The sequence below is a fragment of the Carnobacterium iners genome (genome assembly GCF_900177385.1).
Taxonomy (GTDB): Bacteria; Bacillota; Bacilli; order Lactobacillales; family Carnobacteriaceae; genus Carnobacterium_A; species Carnobacterium_A iners.
Window position 1 is genome coordinate 1,422,031 of the sequence record NZ_FXBJ01000002.1, and the last position, 23,165, is coordinate 1,445,195.

Here is a 23,165-nt window from a genome sequence, read left to right on the forward strand (position 1 = left end):
GCGATTAAAAATAATTCAAAATTAATTAATAAAACGTGTTGAAATTTTATTTTAAAGTGTTATGATTAAGTTATAAATAAAACGATTACATTGAGGTGGGATAGTATGCTAGGAACTTCAATTTTTCTCGGGGAAGATCTTAATAATACCGTTAAAAAAAATTTACTTTCAATGAAAAAGCATGGATTTATAGGTATTTTTTCATCTTTGCATATTCCAGAAGATGAAAGCGCACACTACTCTAAACGATTGAAAGTCTTAGGAGAGTGGGCAACTGAATTAGAAATGGACGTTATGGTAGATATTTCTGGTTCTGTCTTATCAAAAGTAGGCTTATCTCTTGATAGACCACAAGAAATCTTAGCGATAGGGATAAAGGGAATTAGAATAGATTATGGTGTTAGCAATAAACAAATTAGTGATTTATCTCATTTCATGAAAGTATCTTTGAACGCTAGTACTCTTACAGAAACAGATTTAGTTGAATTAAAAAGAGAAGGAGCAAATTTCAACCATTTGGAAGCTTGGCACAATTATTATCCTAGACCAGAGACTGGTCTAGACAAAGAGAATTTCACAAAAAAAAATCAGTGGTTAAAGCAGCATGGATTTCGTATAGTAGCATTTGTTCCAGGAGACAATATACTAAGGGGACCTCTTTTTGAAGGACTACCTTCACTCGAAAAACATCGTTATAGTCATCCATTAGATGCAGCTATTGAATTATTAATTGATTGTCTAGTAGATGATATTTATATTGGTGAACCAGGTTTAAAAAAGAAAACACAAAAGCAATTCCAGTCCTATTTCATAAAAGAAACGATGCTTTTATTTGCTGAACCGGAACAACAATCTATTTATGCTACTTTAGCGGTTGGTCTACACCAAAATAGATGGGACGCAGCAAGAGATGTCATACGCAGTGCTGATGCAAGATTGAAAAAAATAGATGACATCATTCCAGAATATTCATTGAATAGAAGAAAGGGAAGTATCACGATTGACAATCAAATCTATGGACGGTATATGGGAGAAATTCAAATTTGCTTAACTGATTTATCGAGAGATAAGAAAGTAAATGTTGTCGCTCAAATAGTTTCGGAAGACCTTTCTTTATTGAAATGGTGCAAAGGTGGGCAGTCATTTGAAATTATGTTAAATAAATAGTAAAAGAGGAGTTTATCAAATGAATTTAGAAAAATTAGCTACAGAAACAAGAAATAAGCAAACAATGCACTTAGATGAATTATCTGTATTAGAAATGATGCAACTTATGAATCAAGAAGATCAAACAGTGGCAGAAAAAGTCGCAGATGAAATTCCACAGATTACTAAAGTTGTAGAAGCAATTATAAAATCATTTAATCAAGGAGGACGTTTAATTTATATAGGTGCCGGTACAAGCGGTCGTTTGGGAGTATTAGATGCAGCAGAATGTGTGCCTACATTTAGTGTTAATCCGAATATGGTACAAGGTTTAATTGCCGGTGGAATGAAAGCGATGACTGTTGCAGTAGAGGGAGCTGAAGATTCAAAAGAATTTGGTAAAGAAGACTTGAAGAAAATCGATTTATCTGAAAATGATATTGTAATTGGTATTGCGGCTAGTGGTCGCACTCCTTATGTAATCGGTGGTTTAAAATATGCTAAAGAGATTGGAGCGATGACTGCTACTATATCATGTAATAAACAAGCTGAGATTAGCAAGTACGCACAGCTTCCAATCGAAGTAGAAGTAGGCCCAGAAATATTAACAGGATCAACAAGATTAAAATCAGGTACAGCTCAAAAGTTAGTCCTAAATATGTTATCTACAGGCGCAATGATTGGAATCGGAAAGGTTTATCAGAATTTAATGGTCGATGTAAAACCATCTAATAAAAAATTAGAAGAACGTTCTAAACGAATTATTATGGAAGCAACAAATTGTTCCTATGAATTAGCAAGCCAAACTTTTATAAAAGCAGAACAGCAAGTGAAGTTAGCTATTGTTATGCTATTAACTCATTCTTCTAAAGAAGAGGCAGAAAAAAAATTAACAAATGCAAATGGTTTTATTCGTAAAACAATTTAGAGTCATGAGAAAAAAACAGGAGGACTTAAAATGATAGAGAATAAAGAGCAACGCTTAGCTAGAGAAATTTATGAACAAGTAGGCGGTATGGGAAACGTAAGTAAAATTATCCATTGTATGACAAGAGTTAGAATGGATATCAAAGAAACTACTTTAGTTGATATGATGGGTTTAAAGGAAATTGACGGAGTTTTGGGTATTGTTGAAGAAGAAACACTTCAAGTAATTTTAGGACCTGGTATTGTAAATAAAGTGGCTAAAGAAATGGTGAAAATGGGAGGTGTGGGACTAGGAGAAACAATACCCGTTCAAGTTTCAGCAACAAATAGCACATCAAATAATGGAGTAAGTGGACGGGAAGAAGCTGAACGTAAAACAGCCTTCACAAAAGCAGAACAAAAGAAAAAAAATAATACACCGTTTAAACGTGCACTAAAATCAATTGCTAATATTTTTGTTCCATTAATTCCTGCATTTGTGGGGGCTGGTATTATTGGTGGTATTGCTTCAGTCTTGCAAAACTTGCTAACAGCAGGAGAAATATCTGCAGATTATTGGATTACAATCGTTGTTGTGTTAAATATCATTAAAAATGGATTATTTGGATTCTTGAATATCTATGTCGGAATTAATGCAGCTAAAGTCTTTGGGGCTACAGAAGGTTTAGGTGGTGTGGTTGCTGGTGTTGTTTACTTAACTGGAATGAATCTTGAAATGCCATTGCCAAATATTTTTACAGGAGGAGACTTGGTAGCTGGACAAGGTGGAATCATAGGAGTTGTTTTTGCAGTATTCCTATTGTCTATTGTTGAAAAAGCTTTGCGCAAAGTTATTCCAGATTCAATTGATGTCATTGTAACTCCGACTATTTCATTATTAGCTATTGGTTTAGTAACTATTTTCTTAATTATGCCAATCGCTGGTGTTATTTCTTCAAGTTTAGTAGGAGCTATTACTTGGGTGCTAAATGTCGGAGGAGCATTCTCAGGCTTTATTCTTGGACTGACATTCTTACCAATGGTCATGTTTGGCCTACATCAAGTCTTAACGCCAATCCATATAGAAATGATTGCTTCACAAGGGATGACATTACTTTTACCAATTTTAGCTATGGCAGGCGGCGGGCAAGTTGGTGCAGCTTTAGCTCTTTGGGTTAAATGCCGTAAAAACAAACAATTGACAAATATGATTAAAGGTTCTCTACCTGTTGGGATATTGGGAATAGGAGAACCATTAATTTATGCAGTTACATTACCATTAGGACGTCCATTCATCACTGCTTGTGTTGGTGGTGGTATTGGTGGAGCAGTCATTGGCGGTATAGGTGGTATTGGGGCTACTGCAATTGGACCATCAGGAGTTGCGTTAATTCCTTTGATTTCTGGTAATTTATGGTGGGGATATGTACTAGGTTTACTAGCTGCTTATATTGGTGGATTTATCGTGACCTATCTATTTGGTGTATCAAAAGAAGCTATGGAAGCAACTGAGCTACCATCGATTGAGAAATAATAAGATTGGCCTAACTGAAATAAATGTTGTAAAATAAAGATAATAAATGAACAAAAGTCCTCCTAATAATCATTTAGAGGACTTTTTTTTTTTCTTAAGAAAGGAGTTTTTCTATGCAAAGCAATTTATTATTTTTAATTCAAGAACAACTAAGTGAACTACCCGAATCAGAAAAAAAGATAGCGAAAAAAATCTTAGAAGATCCGACCGCTGTTATTCAAATGAGTGCTTCTAGTTTAGCAAAAAAAGCGGACTCTAGTTCTGCAGCGGTTATTCGATTTTGTCACTCGATTGGCTTAGCAGGGTTTACTCAATTAAAGTTAAATTTATCAGCTGATTCTCAAAGTATTCAAGAAAAACTGTATACTGAAATCCAGCCAGATGAAGATTTAGAGCAAATTAAAAAAAAGTTTTTATTGCAGACTCACCATGTCTTTAAAGAAACAAATCAATGCTTATCTTCTAAAGATGTTTCAAAAGCATCTTCTTGGTTTAATGAAAGTTTGATAATCTATACTTATGGATTGGGGGCTTCACATTTAGTCGCGATGGATTTACAGCAAAAGTTTAGTCGATTAGGAAAATCAGTTTTCTGCTCACAAGATCAACATCTTTTAGCTACCTCTATGTCGGTAGCTACAAAAAATGCGGTATTTTTTGCAGTGTCTAATAGTGGAGGAAAACAGGAAGTAATCGCTCTAATGACAATAGCAAAAAATCTTGGTATAAAAACAATCTCATTAACAAAAGACACAAATAATTCATTAAGCCAAATTGCAGATATTTCACTAAAGACGGCTAATACACATGAAGCACCATTAAGAAGTGGTGCGACAGCTTCTTTATTGGCTCAAATGTACGCTATTGATTTATTGTTTTACGACTTCGCTACAAAAAATTATCAAAAAACAATAGAAAATTTAGAAAAATCAAAAAATGCAATTCTAAGTTTAACTCATTATCTTAAAATAAAAGATAGTAAATAAAAAGAAAAATAATAGAAGATAGTTAGAACTAAATTTTTTCCGCAAAAAAGCGTAAAATAGCTATAGACTATTTTACGCTTTTTTTATTTATTAATTCTAGTATTATTTAAACCATAAATGGATAGATTATCAGGCTACTTTTATGCTATTAATCAAAGAAAACAAAATAACCGATTACGAGAACACCTAAAATAATACGGTACCAACCAAAGGCTTTAAAGTCATTATTTTTAATATATCCTAATAAGAATTTGATTGCAAAGACTGAAACAGCGAAAGCGACAATCATCCCCGTTAGTAGAACAGCTATCTCCATGCCGGTAAAATCAAAGCCAAACTTGACTAATTTTAATGCACTTGCCCCAAACATAATGGGGATAGATAAAAAGAAAGAGTACTCTGCTGCAATGTAACGTGAAGACCCAAGTAAAATAGCTCCTAAAATAGTTGCGCCAGAGCGAGATGTCCCCGGAATTAGTGCGAGAACTTGAAAAATCCCAATTAAAAAGGCTGTCTTATAGGTCAGATCATTAAAAGTTTGGATAGTCCCTTTGTGGTCTTTATTACGATTTTCAATAACAATAAATAAAATACCATAGACAATTAATGTGATAGCAACAGTGATGTAATTGTACAAGTGATCGTTCAACCAGTCATCGAATAAAAAACCTAAAACGGCAGCTGGTAGAACCCCAATAATTACTTTATACCAAATAGACATTGTTTCTTTCTTCTCAGTACTTGTTTTTTTAGGAGAGAAAGGATTTAATTTGTGGAAAAAAAGTAAGACAACTGCAAGAATAGCCCCAAGTTGAATAACCACAAAAAACATTTCTTTAAATGCTGCAGATGCATCTAGTTGAATAAACTCTTCAACTAAAATCATGTGTCCAGTACTGCTAATTGGCAGCCACTCTGTAATACCTTCAACGATTCCAAGGAAAACCGCTTTTAATAACTCAATAAAGATCATATTGGACTCCTTTTATTTTTATTTTTCATTACGCACAAAAATAAGTATACCTAATATTACTCAAACATCCAAATGAATTTAGCGAAACACTTGTATTTTATTTAGCTTTTAAAAACTAATTCTTTAAAAACCGATGATAGCGATTTATTATTTGAAAGAATAAGAAAGCGTTTATATAGTAAAGAAAAATAGTTATACTTATTTTAAACTGAAATCTAATAGATAATGAAAGCCTATTTATCTATAAAAAAACTGTTGTTTATGGTATGATAAATAGGAAGTCTTTTTTAATTAGGCTAAATGAAAGATACTAAATTATTTAAGGGAGATGGATAAAAATGGGATTATTCGATTTTTTAAAGAAAAAAGATGAAACACCAGTTAATAATACAATTAAACTATACGCACCAGCTAATGGGAAGTTAGTTTCACTAGATGAAGTTTCAGATCCAGTATTTTCTCAAAAAATGATGGGCGATGGATTTGCTGTTATTCCAACAGACGGTAAGATTACATCACCAGTAGTTGGAAAAGTTTTAAGTGTCTTTCCAACACAACATGCTGTAGGTATTTTACTTGAAAATGGAATTGAAGTCTTACTTCATATGGGTCTAGACACAGTTGAATTAGATGGTGCACCTTTTGAAACAGTTGTTAAAGAAGGCGACCAAATAGATGAGAATACAGTTGTTTCAATGGTTAACTTGGTAGCTCTCGAAGTAGCAGGAAAAGACAACGCAATGGTTGTTGTATTCACTAATATGGATAAAGTTGCTGACTTTAAGTTAAATACAACCGGAACGGTTTCTGCAAAAACAGAAATTGGTTCAATCTCAGCTAACGCATAAAAATAACTACAAAAAAAGAACTTTCCGTATCAAAGGAAAGTTCTTTTTTTATAGAGATAAGTTAATTACTCTTTTAGAGTGAGTCGAAAAGAACACAAACGCATTCAGGAACATAAACATCTTTTTGAAGTAAAGATAGTTCCCCGGTTTCTTGATCTCGCTCAAATAAAGTTAAATTATCCGACTCTTGATGAGCGACCACAACAAATTGATCGGTAGGATCGATATCAAAATCACGTGGAATTCTTCCTTCAGAAGCAATAATTTCGACTAAACTTAATAAGTTATTTTTCGATGAAACGCTAAAGACAGCAATTGAATCATGTCCGCGATTTGATGCATAGACAAATTTTCCATCTTGCGAAATACGAATAGCTGCTCCACCATTGAATTCAGTGTGCTCAGCTGGAATTGTAGGAATAGTTTGAGCAACTGTAAATACTCCAGTATTCAGATTATAGCGTAATGTTAGCACTTCGCTACTTAATTCTCCAAACAAATAAGCTGTTTTTTGATTTGGATGAAAAACTAAGTGACGGGGACCTGTACCAGGAGCAACATCTAAACGACTAACTTCAGATAATTTTCCATTATCATCAACAGCATAAGTATAAACTACATCCGTCCCAAGGTCACATGCAATCACGTAACGTCCATCCGGAGATAAATCGAAGTAGTGAGCATGAGGAATTTGTTGGTTTTCATGGATACTTGATCCACTGTGCTTGACAGTATCCAGTAAGGTTAACTGACCTTCTTCATCGGTTTTCAAAACAGAAACTTCCCCTTTATGGTAGTTAGCTGTATAAACAAAAGAGCGGACCTTATCGTAGCTTACATAACAAGGAGGAGCTCCTTGTGCTGAAACGGCACCAGATTGAATGAGTTCATTTGACTCATTTCTTTTAAAAGCAACGAGTGCCCCGTCTTCGTTTTCTTTTGAAATAGTATATAATCTGTTTTTATCGTCAGATAAAGTTAAATAGGTTGGATTATCTGCTTGAACAAGGAAGGCAGAATGAGTTAGTCTTTTATTCACTCTGTCTAATTGAATTGTATAGATACCTTTACTTTCTCTTTTAGTATAGGTACCTAAAAAAATAGTTTCATTCACGAATAGTTCCCCCTATAATTTTTTATTAGTATTTTCTTTTTTTGATAATAAATGGCTAACAGCTTCATAAATCCGTTGATTTGAATGAGTATCTTTGTATTCAAGTAAAGCATCTGCTTTTTTCTGATTTTGGTTACTCATCTTGAAGTTGTTTTGACCAATCTGATTAAGTAAGTAGATTAAGTCATCTTCGTTACAAGTAACTTCTCCGGGTAACTCATTAGAATAAAGTTCTGTAATAGAGTGTATTTTATCTTTATCGGGACCTTGGACATCCGGTTGGAAAAAACAAACGGGTTTAGTTAAAAAACTAAAATCAAAAGCAAGAGGGTGATAGTCTGTAATGAAGACAGTACCCGTATTGAGCAAAGTAAGCATAGTTGTTTGTTCTTGTAAGAGTACTGTACAGCCTAGTGCAGCAAATCGTTCGAAATAACTAGCCATTGCATGAGGTAAAGCGACTGTAACCGTTAGGTCGTATGTTGCAAGAAACGCTTTGAACTCTTTATGATCGATGACTGTTGCAAATTTTTCTACCGTTCGAAGAATAGACTCCGTTTGATAATTTAATCCAATTTCTTGATCTGCTGGGCAAAATACTAGTTGCTTAGTCAAATTATCACTATTCGTCGGAGCCAAAAGTTTATCAAAACGCGGTAGTCCAGATAAGACTACCTGTTCTTCAGGATAACCTAGAGTGTCAATCACGTATCTTTTTTCATGTTTAGAGCTGACGATGAATAAATCAGTTCTGAAAAATTTAGTTGAGAAACCATAAGTTTGTTTTAACGACTGTAAACCGATAATATTATTTTGCAGCAAAACTCTTTTTGCCCCAAAGCCATCTAACCATAAAGGGTTACGAGTTGGATAAATGTGATAAGGGGCTTGACTTGTTAAAATAACTTGAGCCTTCATTAAAAATTGAACGTATTTTTTTGATTTAAATAATAAAATCCGTTCACTATCAAATGAAATAGCTTTTTCATAGTCAATAGAATCTTTGTCTAATACATAAAAAGCATTTATTTCAGGATAGTTCTCGCGTAAATAACAAAAGAATAGCCAGCCATTGCTACGAGCTTCAAGGGGTTTTTCACCAATAATCCAATAATCATTTTCGCTAACAAAAGGTTTAAGGAGACGGGAAAATCCTCTCACTTCTTTATAATACTCATAAATCTCTTTTCCATATTTTGTTGCAGCTAGTGAAAGTCCATTGTATTGTTCAGTGAAATTTGGTGAGAAAACATAAACTGATCTTCCATAAGCAATATCTCGATTTTTAAACATGTTGCGTGACTTTAAATCACATGAACCAGTAACTCTTACGACAGTAGGTTCAAACAAACCGTCTAAGTAAACTTCAAAATAAAAATCAAAGTCTTCATCACCTTTGCCACGAATGAATAATTCTGTAGCAATCAAATTTAAATCAACAGAGATTGAATAATCATAATGGTAAAGGTGACTCACTTGTTCTAAATCCTCTAAATGATGATTGGAATGCAAAACAAGTTTATAATTAGATCGACGTCCAACCATTACAGCATCAATGCGATTAATGGGAATAGCTTTGGTTACTATTTTACCGTCGATGACAAGAATATTGTTTCTTTGAGACTTAATTTTTTCAATCTTGCTAGAATAGATATAACGAATACTGCGGACCGGAATATTTACGGTGAAACAAAAGCCGTTTGTTTTTCGACTAAAATAAGGATAGATATCATTTCCTTGATCTTTAAATTGTGATAAACCAATAGAATTAAAGCGATCAAATCTATCTAATGAAAGAGATTCGTCTTTTTTTATCCATTTAGAATCTTCTAAATAATGTAAGCTAAAATAGAACTCGAAATGTGCTTTTGGATTTTCACCAGTGTGTTGACGAATGAATTCACGAATGCTTAACGTGAAACGATATGTAGAGTCATTTATTTTCTCAGCTAAAAAAGGGTAACGTTTCCCTGTTTCTCTGTGCAAGATATAAAATTCGTCTAACTTTTCCGATTGGTGTGTTGAAAGGATTACTGTTGTTGTAATCGCATCTTCAATTTTTTGAATAGTAAAAGAAGGATAAGTGTTATTTTCTTGCGGGTGCTGATTAGTTTCTTCTTTAGTCTGAATATCTTTATTGGATGACATAAAATTCTACCCCCATTATCACGTGATTAATACTCTTTCACTCACTTTATCATAACAGTCTGATCATAAGTAGGCAAACGATTTTCGTTAAATAATAAGGACTTTTAGATAAATAAGTTCAAAAAGAGCCCCGTTGTTAAGGAGCAAGCCTAAAACGAGGTTTTCTTTACCATTATAATCAAGGATATGCTAAAATATAGGGGCAGTAAGAAAGTGATTGAAGGAAGGAATGAACAAAATGTTAGTTGGAACGGTTATATCTATTGGAGAACAAGCTATTTCTAAAAAAGATCCGATTATTATATTATTTGGAGAACAAGCAACAGAGGATCTTCGTTCTGTCTCAATCATCCAATCCTTTAAAGAGGATCGGGATAAAGTAGAATTGACAATAGGACAATCTGTATTTTTTGATAATCAAGAATATATTATTTTAGAAGTTGGTAGCCTGGCTAACGAGAATTTGAATACGATAGGCCATGTAACATTAGATTTTTCAGAAGTACCTAGTGAGGATAGATTAGCCAGCGGGCTTTACTTGAAGCCTTTTAAAGTACCAAAAATTGAAGTTGGCTCAATTATTCATTACGCAAAATAAATACATTAATTAGTTACAGTCAATGAAAGGAATGAAACGGGTGAAACAAGAAGAGTCAGTTACCGTTAAGCATGCTGCTACTTGGTTTTGGAAATGGATTTTAAACAATAAAATCGTCTCTATTTTACTAATTTCTTTATTAGTATTATTAAATATACTAGCTTTTTCAAAAATTTCTTATATTTTTAATCCATTAAAAGATTTTACTAGTGTTGTAGGATTGCCTATCTTAATGGCTGGAATCATCTATTACTTGGTAAATCCTATTATTGATTGGTTGGAAACCAAACAGTTTCCTCGTATGGCAGCAATTTTTCTTGTTTTTGTGATCATTATCGCCCTTATTGTTTGGGGAGCAACAACACTGATTCCGATTATCAGAGAACAAACAATGAGTTTAATAAAAGATTGGCCAAATTACTGGGATAGCTTAGTTTCTCAGGTTGATAGTTTGTTAAGAAGCGATATTCTTTCTCAATTTCAGCAACAACTAAATGAAATCATACAAAATATTATGTCTTCTATTTCCAAGGAAGCATCAAATTTAGTTAATACAACTGTTTCTGGAATAGGAAATGTTGTTGGAGCAGTCACCAATATTTTTGTTGCTTTAATTACGATGCCGTTTATACTATTTTATTTATTAAAAGATGGTAAAAAATTACCTTATCAATTTATGAAAATTATACCAACAAAATTGAGAGCTCCTATCTTTAGATTATTAGGAGAGATCAACAATCAAATTAGCCAATACGTTCGTGGTCAACTTCTTGTAGCATTTTTTGTCGCAATTATGTTCTGGATTGGCTTTGCCACTGTTGGATTAGAATATGCTGTGACATTAGGTGTTATGGCAGGATTTTTAAATTTAATTCCTTATTTAGGTTCGTTCATAGCGATGGTACCTGTTCTTATTATTGCCTTTGTTACTTCACCAGCGATGTTGATAAAAGTTTTAATAGTTTTTGGGATTGAGCAGATGATTGAGGGAAGAGTCATTCAACCTCAGATTCTAGGAAGCAAATTAGATATTCATCCAATTACGATTATTATTGTGTTATTGACATCGGGTAAATTATTTGGAATACCGGGCGTTATTTTAGGGATTCCTGGTTATGCAGTATTAAAAGTTGTCGTTGAGAATATTTTTTCTTGGTATAAAAATATTTCGGGATTGTATGAAGGCAATTTTAATCCAGGTTACGAGCCAAACATAGTGAGTAAAAAAAAGGAAAAAACGAAAAAGAAAAAAATTGAATAGATTAAAAATAAGAAAAAGAATTGAGATTATCTCAATTCTTTTTCTTATTTTTAAAACCTTTTACCTAAAGTGATAACTTCTTGGATTGTATCAGCTGTAATTTCAGGAGCAGATTTAAGTGCATAATCTCTTCCTTCGTCAAATAATTCAGGGAAATCAAATACCCAAATAAAATTGAAGAATGTTTCGATATAAACACGAGTAGGATTGTTACTTGCTTATGTGTTTACATTTGATTAACTGTGTAGTACTTTTTATCAGGAACTAAAACCATTTCTTAATCTAATTCATTGTATTGAAATGCTTTATTAACAACGTTAATAGTGTCAATCGTATCTTTTAGGCGAGTAGGAACAGTTAAATTCTAAAGAGGATTAACGATAATAACTTTGTCAGCGGATAAATTTTTTCTGTATACCCACTAAATAAGGTTACTTTTTCTTGTTGTCCTTCAGATAATTCATCAAAAGGTTTAGCTTCTCGTAATAATTTCCAAGCACTAAGCAAATGAGGATTAATCTCAGGAAGCGACATATCATGTAAGCTAGTATCTTCAACCATATGATTAGAATTCTTTTTTTTATATGAGATGATAAAAGTATCTGTTACGATTATCAAACGTGGAGATTCAACAGTAACCACGGATTTACGTATAATTATTAATTTAAATATTTTTAAAGTCTGCTTACGTTATATTATTTTTTTTAAAACATAAACTAATTTTTACTGCTAAAAAAGCTTATTATTAGCAAGTGGCACTTGTATTAATTTTTTACTTTTTGTAGGAAACGAATTCATTTAAATTTAAAAGTAAAGATGCTTGATTTTATATTTTTCATACCTTATAATGACAAGGCGTCATAGTGACGACTTGTCACTTTTAGAACAGAGAGGACTGGAAAGAATGCCGACTAAAACATTTTTTAATTTATCAAAAGAAAAACAAGGTAGATTGATTACTGCTGCTTCAAAAGAATTTTCGCGTGTTTCTTTGAATGAGGCCTCTATTAATAATATTATAAAGACGGCTGAAATTTCACGTGGTAGCTTTTACCAGTATTTTGAAGATAAAGAAGACTTGTATTACTATTACTTAGGTCTGCTTAAGAGAGATACTCATGCCATGTTGATAGAAAGCTTTAAAAAAGCGGATGGAGATTTATTTGAAGGCTTTAAACTTTTCTTTCCGCAAGTCCTTACTCTAATCATGCACAAAGAACGAATTGCTTTTTTTAAGCATCTATTCTTACACATGGATTATCGGACAGGAACAGAAGTAGCTCCAGATACGGTTAGGCAATGCGAGTCAAACAAGAAATCAAAAGATACGTTAAAAAAATATGTTAATGTAGAAAATCTAGATTTAGTAGATATAGCAGATTTTCCGATACTCATTAAGTTTATGATGTCTACCTTATTTGGAACAATAGGCGAAGGATTCAACAAAAAAAGTTCAGAAGAAGAAATTATTTCAAGATTCAATAAAAAAATGAAATGGATTGAATATGGTGTCAGAAAAGACCCATCCAATCAGGAGGAAATGAAATTATGATTAAATTAGCTAAACGGATGAATGGCTTAGCAGTAATGGGAGCAATTGCATTTATGATTATCCAAGTAATCAGTGATCTTTACTTACCCAATCTAACTGCCGATATCATAGACAACGGGATAGCAACGGGTGATATTGACTATATTGTCTCAGTAGGAATTAAGATGCTTGGATTCTCATTGTTAGGAGTAACCGCAGCAACGGGGAATGTTTATTTGGCATCGCAACAATCACAGCTACTGGGCAAAAATATTCGAAGCAGTGTCTTTAAAAAAGTATCGTATTTTTCTAATGATGCAATCGATGAGATTGGTACTTCTTCCCTTATTACAAGAACAACAAATGATGTCGTACAAATTCAAATGGTTGTTATGATGGCTTTAAGAATGATGATACAAGCTCCAATTATGCTAGTTGGAGCAGGAATTATGGCTTATACTAGAGAACCAAAATTAGCGAGTATCTTTTTATTTGTTCTGCCAGTTTTAGCTATTTTTATGGCGACAATTATGTATTTTGCAGTTCCTTATTTCAAGAAAATGCAAAGCAAAACAGACCGATTAAACTTAGTGTTTCGCGAAGGATTAACAGGTATTCGTGTTATTCGAGCATTCAATCGCAACGAATCAGAAACTAAACGCTTTGATGAAGCGAATAAAGATTTTGCGAATACATCGATTAAAGCCAATACCATTATAAGTTTTTTATTACCAGTCATGACTCTAATTATCAGTGCAACAAACATTTTAATTATCTGGTTTGGTGGTCAGTATATCGGTGAGGGCATGATGGAAGTTGGTAATCTGATTACCTTTATGACGTATGCATTTCAAATATTAATAAGTTTCATGATGCTTGCGATGATTTTTATTTTTATTCCTAGAGCACAAGTGTCTGCTGCTCGTATTAATAAAGTTTTAGCGACAGAAAGTATTATCAAAGACCCAGAAAAACCAATTAAAGTAAATAGAGCCGATAAAGGTACTATAGCTCTTGAACAGGTTAATTTTCGTTATACTGGAGCCGAACAATTAGCTCTTGAAAACATTAATTTTAAGGGTGCTAAAGGTGAAATGGTAGCTATTATTGGTGGAACTGGTTCAGGTAAATCAACTTTAGCGAACTTGATTGCACGTTTTTATGACGTTGAATCAGGCAGCATTAAAATCAATGGCGTAGATATACGCGATACGACTCAAAAAGACTTACGTAGTATGATGGGATATGCTCCTCAAAAAGCTCTTTTATTTACTGGAACAATTCGCTCAAATATGCAATACGGAAATCCTGATGCAACAGATGAGGAGATTTGGCACGCATTAGAAGTAGCACAAGCGAAAGAATTTGTTTCAGAATTATCAAGTGGATTAGATAGCCATGTTGAACAAGGGGGAAGCAATTTCTCTGGTGGCCAAAAACAACGTTTGAGTATTGCTCGCGCGCTAGTTTCTAAAGGAGATATGCTTATTTTTGATGATTCTTTTTCTGCTTTAGATTTTAAAACAGATGCAACATTGAGAAAAGCGTTGATTGGAGAAGCAAAAGACTCGGTTGTCGTTATTATTGCACAAAGAATCAGTACGGTAATGAACGCTGACACAATTTTAGTAATGGAAGCCGGCCAAGTAGTTGGAAAAGGGACCCACGAGGAATTGAAAGCAACAAATGAAACTTATCAAGAAATCATGAACTCACAAATGAGAGAGGAGGAACTTTAATGAGAAATTCAGGGCCAAAAGGTCAAGTACCTAAAGCGAAAAACTTCTGGGGTACGCTAAAAAGATTACTTGGCTACATGTCTAGTCGGATGCTTGCAATCGGTTTAGTTTTTGTCTTAGCCATTGTAGGAACAGTTTTACAAACGAGAACACCAAAAATTTTAGGAGAAGCTACGACTGAAATATTTAAAGGTGTCATGGCCGGCATGAAAATGGAAGAAGCGGGCCAAGTTGTTGAAAATCTGCCAATTGATTTTGATATTATCAAAAACGTCTTATTTACGGTTGCTCTTTTGTACGTTTTGTCTGCAGTATTTCAACATTTCCAACAATTTACGATGACTCGTGTAGCTCAAAGAACGGTATACGATCTACGTAAAGAATTAAAAGATAAAATGAATAGAGTCCCAATGAGTTATTACGATACGCATTCTAACGGAGATATTATGTCACGCGCGGTTAATGATATGGATAACATTGCGAACACATTGCAGCAAACACTCAATCAATTCGTAAATAGTTTTGTCTTATTTTTCGCGGTATTGTACATGATGTTAAGTATCAGTTTACAAATGACCCTCATTGCTTTTGTGACCGTTCCATTAAGTGTACTAGTTATTAGCTTAATCGCACCAAGATCACAAAAACTATTTGGCGCACAACAGAAAAAATTAGGCTTATTAAATGACCAAGTTGAAGAAACCTATGCGGGTCATATGATTGTTAAGATTTATAATCGCGAAGATGCAGAAATCGAATTATTTGAAAAACAAAATGAAGAATTGTATCAGTCTTCCTGGAAAGCTCAATTCTTTTCTGGTTTTGTTATGCCATTGATGAACTTTGTTAAGAATATCGGTTATGTACTCGTTGCTGTTGTTGGAGGAATCAACGTGGCAAACGGGACAATGACCTTAGGGAATGTCCAAGCGTTTTTACAATACACAAATCAATTCAGTCAACCAATGAGCCAAATGGCAAACTTAGTGAATACCATTCAAGCGACTATTGCTTCAGCAGAGCGAGTATTCGAAGTACTAGATGAAGAAGAAATGATAGACGAAAAATCGAATGTCGCCCCTATTTCAAATTCTCCTTATAAAGTTTCTTTTGATCATGTTCAGTTTGGCTATGGCGATGATGATGAAGAGTTGTTGATGAACGACTTTAACTTAAATGTTAAAGAAGGACAGATGATTGCTATTGTTGGTCCAACAGGTGCAGGTAAATCGACCTTAATCAATCTATTGGAACGCTTTTATGATGTGAAAGGTGGAAGCATTAAATTAGATGGTATAGACATAAGAGATATGACTCGTGAAGAATTGCGTTCGCATTTTAGTATGGTATTACAAGATACGTGGTTATTTAATGGAACGATTTTGGATAACATTAAATACGGTAGTGAAAAATATGGTCAAGATGAAGAACGAGTTGCAGCTGCGAATAAGGCAGCCCATGTAGATGATTTTGTTCATACGTTACCTGAAGGATACAATACTATCTTAAATGAAGAAGGCAGCAATATTTCTCTTGGACAACGCCAATTAATTACGATAGCTAGAGCCTTTTTAGTTGATCCAGAAGTTTTAATTTTAGACGAAGCGACCTCTAGTGTTGACACAAGAACTGAAATCCTGATTCAAAAAGCTATGCGCAAATTATTAAAAGGCAGAACAAGTTTTGTTGTTGCCCATAGACTGTCAACTATTCGTGATGCAGACAATATTATAGTTATGAACGAAGGAGACGTAATGGAGACAGGGACACACGATGAACTAATGGCGAAAAATGGTTTTTACGCTGATTTATACAATAGTCAGTTTGCTGAAAAATCAGCTATTTAAAAAAATAGTACAAATCTGTATTCTCAACACGTAAAGCCTAGTCTTTATGTGTTGAGTTTATTTGTTTGGTTGGAAATAATAAAAGGGAACTCAGAATAAAGATTTCCGGGCATTAGGGAGTATGGTAAACTAAAAGAAAACTAAGGAAATGAGGAGAATAAATGACTACATATAAAACAGTACAGTTCGATCAATACGAAAAGATGTTTGACTTAGCAAACTACGCATTTAATAAAGAAAAAACAGTCAGTCGTGAAAAAAAGTTCAACAAACTTTGCGCGATTTCAGATTGTTACGGTGCGTTTAAAGAGAACACCTTATTGAGCCAACTAATTGTTCGTCCAATGGAAGTTTATTTACATGGTCAATCCTTTAAAATGGGTGGAGTTGGTTCGGTAGCAAGCTATCCCGAAAATAGAGGAGGAGGAGATATCGCAAAGCTGATGACACATTCTTTAGAAAAAATGCATGAAAAAGGCCAAACGTTATCTTACCTAGCCCCTTTTTCTTATTCTTTTTACCGTAGATATGGTTATGAGCAATGCTTCGATGAATTGCACTATACGATTGACGTAAGCGAGTTGCCTAAAATGAAAAAAACGAATGGGATTATTCGTCGAGTTAGATGGGAAGAGGCAAAACTAACTCTCAAAGAGATCTATGAAAAACGTTACGCTACAAGTGTTGGACCATTAAAGCGCAGCGAATGGGATTGGGAATTTTTAATGTTGTCTCGAGAAGAGTCTTCTATCGCCATGTATTATGATGAGAATGGGCTAGCCCAAGGTTACTTAATGTATTCTTTTAAAGGCCAAACAGTAGGCACATTTGTTTTACAAGAAATGGTGTACCTAACACAATCTGCTTTTAAAGAAAGTTGGAACTTTGTTTCTTCACATAAAGCTAGTTTTCATACCTTTCTTTATAAAGCAGGTGCACATGAAAAGATTGCTTATTTATTTGATAATCCTAGAGTTAAACAAGAATTAGTACCTTATATGATGGCACGAATTGTGACATTTGAAGATTTTTTATTAGCCTATCCTTTCAAAGAACAAGCTAATAAAACCTTTTATTTAGAAGTCGAAGATGAACGAGTTCATTGGAATGCTGGTGTTTGGAAGGTAGAGTTATTTTTAACGACTAGAAAAGTGACTCGCTTAACAGATAAAGAAGAGGTTCCTCAAGGATCTCTTCTTTCTGGAACCATTCAATCCTGGACACAAGTTTTTATGAACTACCGGACGATAGAAGAGTTAGCTTTTTTTGATCGCATTCAAGGAGAGGCCCAATTAGTAAGAGATCTTTCAAGAAGGATTCCAGCAGGTACGCCAGTTTTATTTGATTACTTTTGATTCAGTTAGTTGCTAAATTTTAGTGTTAGATTCTATGATTTGAAAAAGCCAGTGATTTCATTAGCTAGTCAGAAGAGTTCTATGCTATCATCAAAATATGGGGTAATGAGTAATCTATGGTAAAGAAAGCCTTTATCTAGAATAAAATAGCGCACTAACCAAATAGAAAAAATGGTTAATAAAAGGAGATAATTAAATGAATATTATTTTAACAAAAGATTATGCAGAACTATCTAAAGCAGCTTACCAAATAATAGAAGAAACAATCAAAAATAATCAAAAAGCTGTTATTAATACGACGACTGGTGCCAGTTATGACGGGATGTTTGAATTGCTTGTGGAAGCTATTAACCAAGACAAGTTAGTTATTGACCAGAGCGTCTTTACCAATTTAGATGAGTATGTTGCAAAACGAGATCAGTCGTTTACGGTTTATACGTATATGCATGAAAAGTTTTATAACTTAATTAAAACAAAACCTAGTTATATCGGCTTAATGGATGGCAGCACAAATGATCCACAAGCTGAGATTGACCGCTACAATGATGTATTAAGTAACTACCCACGAGATTTGCAAATCGTTGGATTAGGTGTTAACGGACACTTAGCAGCTAATGAGCCAGGAACCTCTTTCGATTCGCGTTTATTCTTAGCAGATAGCGATTACTCAACCATTCAAAGTACGATGTCTTATCAAAATTTGTCTCCTGAAGAAACGCCGACTCAAATGCTGAGTATGGGTTTAGCAGATATTATGGAAGCTAAACATATTCTAGTAGCTTCATCAGGAATAAGAAAAGCACAAGCAGTCAAAGATACTCTAGAAGGACCAATTAATGAAGATTGTCCAGCATCTATTTTGCAAAACCACCCGAATGTAACCTTTATTATGGATGAAGCTGCAGCATCTTTATTAAAAAAGACTACCGTTAAATAAATGGCTCACAGATAGAATGAAGCTTATGGAAAAGGTGCTCATAAGCTTTTTTTGTGATTCGCTAAAAGAGAGGATAGCGAACAGAAAGGAAGATGGAGATGTATCCAAAAACAAGAAAAGCTATTCAAAAATTAATTGAAGAAGCGATCATACCTGGAGCTAGCTATGCATTTATTAAAAATAATCAACAGGACTATTATCGTGAAGGATTAGCAGCAGTTTATCCGGAAAAAGAACCGATACAAGAAAATCAGCAATACGATGTAGCTTCGTTAACAAAAGTAATGTTAACGACAACCGTCACCTTGCAACTGTTAGAATCTAATAAACTAGTACTAGAAGATTCTGTCCATACTTATTTGCCACTTTTTAAATCGAAAAAGGTTACGATTCGTCATTTACTAACTCATACTTCCGCGTTAAACGGATTTATTCCTAATCGAAATAAGCTGTCTGCTAGTGAATTGGAATCAGCTTTACTATCCATAACACCGGATAAGACAGTAGGGGAAAAGGTCGTTTATGCTGATATTAATATGATTTTGTTGGGTTATATTATAGAATTAATTGAAAAAGACACATTAGTTAAGATTTTTGAAAAGCGAATTCTTGGTCCAATGAATTTAACCGATTCGACTTATCATCCAACTGATTCTTTTCAATGTGCACCTACTGAAAATCATCCCCAACAAGGAGTGCTTAGAGGGAAAGTTCACGATCCTAAAGCACAAGTGCTTGGTGATCATTGTGGCAGTGCTGGCCTATTTTCCACACTGCACGATACAACTCGTTTTAGTCAAATGATGCTCCAAAAAGGAAGATTAGATGGAATTCGAATCTTAAATGAAGAAACTATTTTCGAATTAACAAAGGATCAGACACCGAATAAAACATTAAACCGTTCATTAGGCTGGGATTTACTAACTAGAAAAGAGGAGAATATTCTTTTTCATACTGGCTTTACGGGAACTTTTATCCTTTTGTCTATTTATCGAAAGGAAGCCTTTATCTTTTTATCTAATAGAGTCCATCCAACGAGTGATACGGTAATTTATTTAGAAAAAAGAAATCACCTAATAGAAACGTATTTTTCAGAAGTTGAAGCAGAGTAAGCTAGCTTTTTACTGTTAAAGCAATATAAAATCACTTTTGACTATGGTAAGATAAATGAGAAGTATTCTTATAGGAGGGATTTAATGATGAATGAACCTTTATTTTTAGAATCTGTATTAAAAGAAAGAATCTGGGGCGGAACAACATTGCATGATGTATTTGGCTATGATTTACCAAGTGATAAAGTAGGAGAATATTGGGCAATTAGTGCACATCCAAATGGACCAAGCACCATAAAAAATGGACAATACAAAGGAATGACTCTAGATCAGTTATGGGAAAAGCATCGTGAACTTTTTGGTGGCGCTAAAGAAGAAGTTTTTCCGTTACTAACAAAAGTACTAGACGCAAATGATGACTTATCCGTACAGGTTCACCCAGACGATACCTATGGCTTAGCGCATGAAGGCGAATTAGGGAAAACAGAATGTTGGTATATTATGGATGCGAAAGAGGGCGCAGAAATTGTGTACGGTCATCACGCTAAAACAAAAAAAGAGCTAGAAACGATGATTCGTGAAGGCAAATGGGATGAGTTGTTGCAACGCATTAAAGTAAAAAAAGGCGATTTTTTCTTTGTACCGAGTGGAACTATCCACGCTATTGGAGCAGGTATCATGATCTTAGAAACCCAGCAATCAAGTGACACAACCTATCGTTTATACGACTACAATCGCAAAGATGATACAGGAAATCTTAGAGAACTACACATTCAACAATCCGTTGACGTAACAACGGTTCCTCACGTTGACGCAACGAAAGAGAAAGAGATTGAAACGCTAGAAAATGTAGAAATCACTACCTATGCCAAAACAGACTTCTTTAATGTTTTTCAATGGGATATTAAAGGAAAAGCAGCCTTTAAAGCAACAGCTCCTTATACGTTAGTTAGTGTGTTAGAAGGAGAGGGAACTCTTAGTGTTGAGTCGGGCAATTTCCCATTAATTAAAGGCAGTAACATTCTATTAGCAACTGATATTAACAACTGGTCAATTGACGGTTCACTACAAATCATTGCTTCAACACCAGGTATAAAAATTTAATACTAAAAAGGATGAAGACAAGTTACAGTCTTCATCCTTTTATTTAGTCAAATAAGTCTTCCGCTTGTTTTGGAAACCGTTTTTTTACTGCTTCTTTAATAATGCAATCGGTTAGTGTCACATTTTTAACTAAAAGTGGTCCATGAAGGTAAGAGCAAAATGTTTGCTTGTAGTGTACACCCTCAGTTTTATCTTCCCCATTATTGCCTTGACCTTTTTTAACAATACCTAAAGGCTTGACTTGATCGCCTAAAAAAGTGCGGCCATTATGGTTTTCAAAACCGGTATACGTTTCATTAAATTCTTCATTTTTGATAACGATATCACCAATAAAGCGGTTATGATCTTGATTCAATGTGTAATAATCAATTGCACCAGCTCCAGCAATTTTATTTCCAGCAGCATCAACGTAATAATGTCCTAATAATTGAAATCCACCACAGATACCTACCATAACACCATCATTTTCAATATAAGTTGAGATAGCCTCTTTTTTGTTTGTAAGTCCTTTGAGACAATTCGCTGTTCAAAATCTTGTCCGCCTCCAAAAAAGACTAAATCGTATTTAGAAGGTTCAAAGGCTTGATTTAAGCTAATAATTTCAATATTAAAATGAATACCCCGCTGTTTAGCGCGATACTTTAGCATCAATAAATTACCATTATCGCCATACGTATTTAATAAGTTGCCATAGAGATGGCAAACAGTTAATTCAATCACATTACATGCCTCCCTCAATATAATTTTGGTTAGCTAGTTCCTTGCGTAATTGTAAAATAGCTGTATAAGTGGCTAAAACATGAATTTTTTTAGTTGGAGCCTGTTTAAAACTATTAATCAAATCGGTAATAGCAGGAATAACTTGTAAATTTTCAGGTGAAACGCCCGCAACTTCTAAACGAGTTTTAATATCGTCTACTCTTTCACCACTAGCGGTAACTTGTTTGATAGTCATCTCCGAGATACTCTCGTAGTCTGCATCCCAAATCCAACTAATATCTGTTCCATCAGCTGCATTGGCATTTAAAATAGAAACTAAGGAAAAGGGTTCAGGATCTCGGCCAATCATATCTAATACTTGATTTAGTCCAACTGGATTTTTAACAAGGTTCACAGTAATTTCTTTATCCTCAATTTGAATCACTTCTTGGCGACCAAAAACACGTTTAGAAGACTGGAAACCCGCACGGATTTGATCCGCTGAAACGTCAAAAATCCGACCAATACTATAAGCAGCGAGTGCGTTATAGATATTGTATTGGCCTCCGATTGTAATCTCAAAGGTTTCATCATCGATAACGAAACGAGAAGATTGGTGGTCCATCTTAAGAATATCTGTCATGCGATACGTTAATTCAGGACGTTTAAATCCACAATTCGGGCAATAATACTTCCCTAAATTGCTATATGAAATAAAGTTATAATTTAAAATAGTGTGGCAATAAGGGCAAAGAACGCCATCTGTATTGTAATGGGCTTGTGTTTCGCCGTCGGGTAAGTGATCGAATCCAAAATAAATGCGCTCGTTAATGGTCTCTTTTGAATTGAAAATAGGAGCATCACCATTGCTAACGATCAACGCTTCTGGTGCCAAAGCAGCGCCATCTAACATCAATTGATAAGTAGTATATATTTCACCGTAACGATCCATTTGATCACGAAAGACGTTTGTAAAAACAATGGCTTTTGGTTTGATATATTTTGTCACATAGACCAAGCTAGCTTCATCTACTTCTAAGATAGCAACTTTTTTCTTTGAACTTTTTTTATAAGAATGATGTTCTAGAAAAGTTGAAACAATACCTTGCAACATGTTAGCGCCAGTTGAGTTTGTAATAATATCTGGGTATTTTTGTTTTAGAATTTGAAAAGTTAAAGCAGTTGTCAACGTCTTTCCGTTTGTGCCGGTTACGATAACAACCTCGTAGTCTTTAGATAAGGCCTCTAAGACAGTAGGATCCAATTTCTGGCTCAACATTCCAGGATAACTGCTTCCACCTTTAAGAAAAGTGTGCAATCCCCATCGGGTTGTTCTTCCTGCCATGATGGCAAAATTGTTGCGTATACTCAATTGAGTTTCCTCCAA

The 23,165-nt window shown here is 34.2% G+C and carries 19 protein-coding genes and 1 pseudogene; 14 read left to right on the forward strand and 6 right to left on the reverse strand.

Annotated features, from left to right (window positions below):
- Positions 1-105: 105 nt before the first annotated feature.
- The 4 genes from B9Y54_RS06920 (at position 106) to B9Y54_RS06935 (ending at position 4,572) form a co-directional block, all read left to right on the forward strand.
- Entirely contained in the window at positions 106-1,167 is a 1,062-nt protein-coding gene (locus tag B9Y54_RS06920) for a DUF871 domain-containing protein (RefSeq protein WP_085559584.1), read from the forward strand.
- A gap of 19 nt (positions 1,168-1,186) precedes the next feature.
- A complete protein-coding gene (murQ, locus tag B9Y54_RS06925; RefSeq protein WP_085559585.1) occupies positions 1,187-2,074 on the forward strand; it encodes an N-acetylmuramic acid 6-phosphate etherase in 888 nt (295 codons plus the stop codon).
- Between the two features lie 30 nt (positions 2,075-2,104).
- On the forward strand, positions 2,105-3,586 hold the full coding sequence (locus B9Y54_RS06930; protein WP_085559586.1) for a PTS transporter subunit EIIC: 1,482 nt from the start codon (positions 2,105-2,107) through the stop codon (positions 3,584-3,586).
- Between the two features lie 113 nt (positions 3,587-3,699).
- On the forward strand, positions 3,700-4,572 hold the full coding sequence (locus B9Y54_RS06935; protein ID WP_085559587.1) for a MurR/RpiR family transcriptional regulator: 873 nt from the start codon (positions 3,700-3,702) through the stop codon (positions 4,570-4,572).
- Positions 4,573-4,720: 148 nt separating this feature from the next.
- Here the strand turns inward: B9Y54_RS06935 and B9Y54_RS06940 are convergent, their stop codons facing one another.
- The gene (locus B9Y54_RS06940; RefSeq protein WP_085559588.1) at positions 4,721-5,545 is read right to left on the reverse strand and encodes an undecaprenyl-diphosphate phosphatase; all 825 of its coding nucleotides are present in this window, start codon (positions 5,543-5,545) and stop codon (positions 4,721-4,723) included.
- Between the two features lie 338 nt (positions 5,546-5,883).
- On the opposite strand from B9Y54_RS06940, the gene B9Y54_RS06945 reads away from it, so the two are divergent.
- On the forward strand, positions 5,884-6,393 hold the full coding sequence (locus tag B9Y54_RS06945) for a PTS sugar transporter subunit IIA (RefSeq protein WP_085559589.1): 510 nt from the start codon (positions 5,884-5,886) through the stop codon (positions 6,391-6,393).
- Positions 6,394-6,466: 73 nt separating this feature from the next.
- On the opposite strand, the gene B9Y54_RS06950 is transcribed toward B9Y54_RS06945, so the two are convergent.
- Positions 6,467-7,507 (reverse strand): lactonase family protein, encoded by a 1,041-nt coding sequence (locus B9Y54_RS06950; protein ID WP_085559590.1) that lies wholly within the window; start codon positions 7,505-7,507, stop codon positions 6,467-6,469.
- A gap of 12 nt (positions 7,508-7,519) precedes the next feature.
- Positions 7,520-9,655 carry a CDP-glycerol glycerophosphotransferase family protein gene (locus B9Y54_RS06955; RefSeq protein ID WP_085559591.1) on the reverse strand — a complete coding sequence of 712 codons (2,136 nt, stop codon included), beginning with the start codon at positions 9,653-9,655 and terminating at the stop codon, positions 7,520-7,522.
- A gap of 229 nt (positions 9,656-9,884) precedes the next feature.
- On the opposite strand from B9Y54_RS06955, the gene B9Y54_RS06960 reads away from it, so the two are divergent.
- Both B9Y54_RS06960 and B9Y54_RS06965 read left to right on the forward strand, forming a co-directional pair.
- On the forward strand, positions 9,885-10,253 hold the full coding sequence (locus B9Y54_RS06960) for a PTS glucitol/sorbitol transporter subunit IIA (RefSeq protein ID WP_338061318.1): 369 nt from the start codon (positions 9,885-9,887) through the stop codon (positions 10,251-10,253).
- A gap of 40 nt (positions 10,254-10,293) precedes the next feature.
- Entirely contained in the window at positions 10,294-11,514 is a 1,221-nt protein-coding gene (locus B9Y54_RS06965; protein ID WP_338061319.1) for an AI-2E family transporter, read from the forward strand.
- A 357-nt stretch (positions 11,515-11,871) separates the two neighbouring features.
- Here B9Y54_RS06965 and B9Y54_RS06970 read toward each other — a convergent pair whose 3' ends face one another.
- Positions 11,872-12,075, reverse strand: coding sequence for a hypothetical protein (locus tag B9Y54_RS06970; protein ID WP_085559593.1), 204 nt, complete (start codon positions 12,073-12,075; stop codon positions 11,872-11,874).
- A gap of 343 nt (positions 12,076-12,418) precedes the next feature.
- On the opposite strand from B9Y54_RS06970, the gene B9Y54_RS06975 reads away from it, so the two are divergent.
- The 7 genes from B9Y54_RS06975 to manA all read left to right on the forward strand — a co-directional run bounded on the left by B9Y54_RS06975 (position 12,419) and on the right by manA (position 21,079).
- A complete protein-coding gene (locus B9Y54_RS06975) occupies positions 12,419-13,066 on the forward strand; it encodes a TetR/AcrR family transcriptional regulator (protein WP_085559594.1) in 648 nt (215 codons plus the stop codon).
- Entirely contained in the window at positions 13,063-14,784 is a 1,722-nt protein-coding gene (locus tag B9Y54_RS06980; protein ID WP_085559595.1) for an ABC transporter ATP-binding protein, read from the forward strand. Before B9Y54_RS06975 ends, B9Y54_RS06980 begins: the two co-directional genes overlap by 4 nt.
- Positions 14,784-16,631: an ABC transporter ATP-binding protein gene (locus tag B9Y54_RS06985; protein ID WP_085559596.1), complete on the forward strand. Its 1,848-nt coding sequence runs from the start codon at positions 14,784-14,786 to the stop codon at positions 16,629-16,631. Before B9Y54_RS06980 ends, B9Y54_RS06985 begins: the two co-directional genes overlap by 1 nt.
- A 161-nt stretch (positions 16,632-16,792) precedes the next feature.
- The gene (locus tag B9Y54_RS06990) at positions 16,793-17,986 is read left to right on the forward strand and encodes a GNAT family N-acetyltransferase (RefSeq protein WP_085559597.1); all 1,194 of its coding nucleotides are present in this window, start codon (positions 16,793-16,795) and stop codon (positions 17,984-17,986) included.
- A 196-nt stretch (positions 17,987-18,182) separates the two neighbouring features.
- Positions 18,183-18,923 carry a glucosamine-6-phosphate deaminase gene (locus B9Y54_RS06995; RefSeq protein WP_085559598.1) on the forward strand — a complete coding sequence of 247 codons (741 nt, stop codon included), beginning with the start codon at positions 18,183-18,185 and terminating at the stop codon, positions 18,921-18,923.
- Positions 18,924-19,021: 98 nt separating this feature from the next.
- Positions 19,022-20,035, forward strand: coding sequence for a serine hydrolase domain-containing protein (locus tag B9Y54_RS07000; RefSeq protein WP_085559599.1), 1,014 nt, complete (start codon positions 19,022-19,024; stop codon positions 20,033-20,035).
- An 87-nt stretch (positions 20,036-20,122) separates the two neighbouring features.
- Positions 20,123-21,079, forward strand: a complete 957-nt coding sequence (manA, locus tag B9Y54_RS07005) for a mannose-6-phosphate isomerase, class I (protein WP_085560534.1) — start codon at positions 20,123-20,125, stop codon at positions 21,077-21,079.
- A 43-nt stretch (positions 21,080-21,122) separates the two neighbouring features.
- Here manA and B9Y54_RS07010 read toward each other — a convergent pair.
- Positions 21,123-21,799: pseudogene (locus B9Y54_RS07010) on the reverse strand (type 1 glutamine amidotransferase).
- Position 21,800: 1 nt separating this feature from the next.
- On the reverse strand, positions 21,801-23,150 hold the full coding sequence (locus B9Y54_RS07015) for a Mur ligase family protein (protein WP_085559600.1): 1,350 nt from the start codon (positions 23,148-23,150) through the stop codon (positions 21,801-21,803).
- Positions 23,151-23,165: the final 15 nt, after the last annotated feature.

Excerpts from the sequence above, each read along its gene's own strand:
- manA (WP_085560534.1), top strand. The coding sequence starts at position 20,123 with ATGAATGAACCTTTATTTTTAGAATCTGTATTAAAAGAAAGAATCTGG.
- murQ (WP_085559585.1), top strand. The coding sequence starts at position 1,187 with ATGAATTTAGAAAAATTAGCTACAGAAACAAGAAATAAGCAAACAATG.
- B9Y54_RS06990 (WP_085559597.1), top strand. The coding sequence starts at position 16,793 with ATGACTACATATAAAACAGTACAGTTCGATCAATACGAAAAGATGTTT.
- B9Y54_RS06975 (WP_085559594.1), top strand. The coding sequence starts at position 12,419 with ATGCCGACTAAAACATTTTTTAATTTATCAAAAGAAAAACAAGGTAGA.
- B9Y54_RS06930 (WP_085559586.1), top strand. The coding sequence starts at position 2,105 with ATGATAGAGAATAAAGAGCAACGCTTAGCTAGAGAAATTTATGAACAA.
- B9Y54_RS06920 (WP_085559584.1), top strand. The coding sequence starts at position 106 with ATGCTAGGAACTTCAATTTTTCTCGGGGAAGATCTTAATAATACCGTT.
- B9Y54_RS06980 (WP_085559595.1), top strand. The coding sequence starts at position 13,063 with ATGATTAAATTAGCTAAACGGATGAATGGCTTAGCAGTAATGGGAGCA.
- B9Y54_RS06970 (WP_085559593.1), bottom strand. The coding sequence starts at position 12,075 with ATGGTTGAAGATACTAGCTTACATGATATGTCGCTTCCTGAGATTAAT.
- B9Y54_RS07000 (WP_085559599.1), top strand. The coding sequence starts at position 19,022 with ATGTATCCAAAAACAAGAAAAGCTATTCAAAAATTAATTGAAGAAGCG.
- B9Y54_RS06960 (WP_338061318.1), top strand. The coding sequence starts at position 9,885 with ATGAACAAAATGTTAGTTGGAACGGTTATATCTATTGGAGAACAAGCT.
- B9Y54_RS06955 (WP_085559591.1), bottom strand. The coding sequence starts at position 9,655 with ATGTCATCCAATAAAGATATTCAGACTAAAGAAGAAACTAATCAGCAC.
- B9Y54_RS06995 (WP_085559598.1), top strand. The coding sequence starts at position 18,183 with ATGAATATTATTTTAACAAAAGATTATGCAGAACTATCTAAAGCAGCT.
- B9Y54_RS06985 (WP_085559596.1), top strand. The coding sequence starts at position 14,784 with ATGAGAAATTCAGGGCCAAAAGGTCAAGTACCTAAAGCGAAAAACTTC.
- B9Y54_RS06935 (WP_085559587.1), top strand. The coding sequence starts at position 3,700 with ATGCAAAGCAATTTATTATTTTTAATTCAAGAACAACTAAGTGAACTA.
- B9Y54_RS06940 (WP_085559588.1), bottom strand. The coding sequence starts at position 5,545 with ATGATCTTTATTGAGTTATTAAAAGCGGTTTTCCTTGGAATCGTTGAA.
- B9Y54_RS06945 (WP_085559589.1), top strand. The coding sequence starts at position 5,884 with ATGGGATTATTCGATTTTTTAAAGAAAAAAGATGAAACACCAGTTAAT.